The sequence below is a fragment of the Priestia sp. P5_B4 genome, assembly GCF_056400385.1.
Window position 1 is genome coordinate 1 of sequence record NZ_JBFULJ010000816.1, and the last position, 1730, is coordinate 1730.

Annotated in this window: 2 protein-coding genes; both read right to left on the reverse strand. The window is 36.8% G+C overall.

Annotated elements, in window-relative coordinates:
* Positions 1-674 precede the first annotated feature (674 nt).
* Complete coding sequence (locus AC1DRF_RS26275; RefSeq protein WP_230184111.1) at positions 675-1484, reverse strand: uroporphyrinogen-III synthase; 810 nt, start codon at positions 1482-1484, stop codon at positions 675-677.
* Between the two features lie 27 nt (positions 1485-1511).
* The coding region (locus tag AC1DRF_RS26280; protein WP_477742112.1) for an IclR family transcriptional regulator domain-containing protein at positions 1512-1730 on the reverse strand (219 nt) is incomplete at its 5' end.

A 1730-nucleotide genomic window follows, 5' to 3' on the forward strand; every position in this document is an offset into this window, starting at 1 on the left:
TGGTAGAGGCATACGCTGGAGTTGATAAAACTCCTCCCAGGCCTAATAAAACCGTTGTGTTAAGTAAAAGCATTTTCTTTTTCAATATGAATTCCTCCGCTTTCTCGCTCTGTTAAACTAGTAATTTCTAATTATGTATCAATATGTATAAAAGTCTTACAATTTATGTAAAGTTCACTGTATTTGTCGATAAATAGCTAAATATGCTAATGAAAATCTACGAAAATTATACCACGATAAACGTTGAAAAAAAGAATAACAATATTACAATTGTATTTCAGTAATGTAACATTTAACGCTTGTGTATACATTCATCTTTTACCTGCAAAAATATACCTTTATATCCGTGTTAAAATAAATAATCTACCGGGCTTTATACAGCCCTGTTTTTAACATGATAAAATAGGTGATCAAGATTTTTTAAGCTGGTTGGATATAAGTTATTGCTAAAGCGAACGTAACATTTTTTTAACATCCACCTCTGTTTTTTTACCTTTTTCTACTATTTTTGCAATATTTGAAAATGATTTTCTGAAATAGTAACAAATCTATGTTTATCTGTTGTTTGTACGTGTTTAAAAAGAGAGTGATAGGTAATTATCAAACAATATTCGACAACGCTCGGATGAAGTCATACAAAAGACCTTCTCACGGTGAGGCGAGAAGGTCTTTTGTTAATCACGCTGCTGATAATAATGTTCTAAAGCTACAATTGCACTTCCCATTCTTTCTTGATCAGGAATAACAATACGATCTACTCCTTCTTCTTTTAAAGCAGCAGCGGTTACTTTTCCTACGGATACAGCTACTACAGAGCTTTTAAAGAGTTCTCGAATGTGATCAGCTTGTCCGTGTTCTCTTGCAAACGAAAATAAAAAGCGGGCCTGCGGAGCGCTTGTGAAATTAACAGCGTCGATTTTTCCGCTTATTAATTCGTTTATAAGCTGTTCCATGACTTCTGCTTTTGGCGGAATATGCTGATACGGTAAAATCTCTTTAAATTGGGCTTTTTGATTCGAAAGAAAGTCAATCAATTTTGGTGCAGGATCTCCGTGAAGCTGAAGTGCTACATGCTTTCCTTCAAAAGAAAACGAATGAAGCGCCCTGACTAGGCCTGCGGTACTTCCATCATCATCTCGAACGGTTGGAGTAACACCGAGTTTTTTTAACATATTTACGGTTTTATACCCGCGTGCAGCAATATGAGCTGCTTGTAAAGAAGACAGGAATTCGTCCGCCAGCCCTAGCTTTTCTGCTGCTTTATACAAAATTTCCGTCCCGACGCCTGTCGTAAAAATAAACCAATCATAATTTCCTTTTACCAGTTCTTTAATATCTGCTTCTAAATGTGTGTCATCTAAAAAGATGGTTCCTTGTGCAGGTCGTACAAGCGGGGTCCCGCCAAGGTTTTCAACAATTTTGCTGATTTCTTCTACTTTACGCTGACCTACGAGTGCGACTGTTTTACCTTCTAATCGTTTCAATGGTCTACCTCCATTTTTCTATGTATGCTACTTTAATGATCCTTGATAACCGAGTTTTTCAGAAATTAAGCTCGCCGCTTCTGTTACTTTTTGAATAATGAACGGCAGTCTGTCTCCTTGAAATCTTGCTTCAATTCCCGCTACGCTAATGCCTGCAACCACTTCATTTTGATGATTTACAATCGGCGCGCTCACGGATGTTGTAAAGTTTTCTAATTCAGAGGTGCTAATGGTATACCCTTTTTC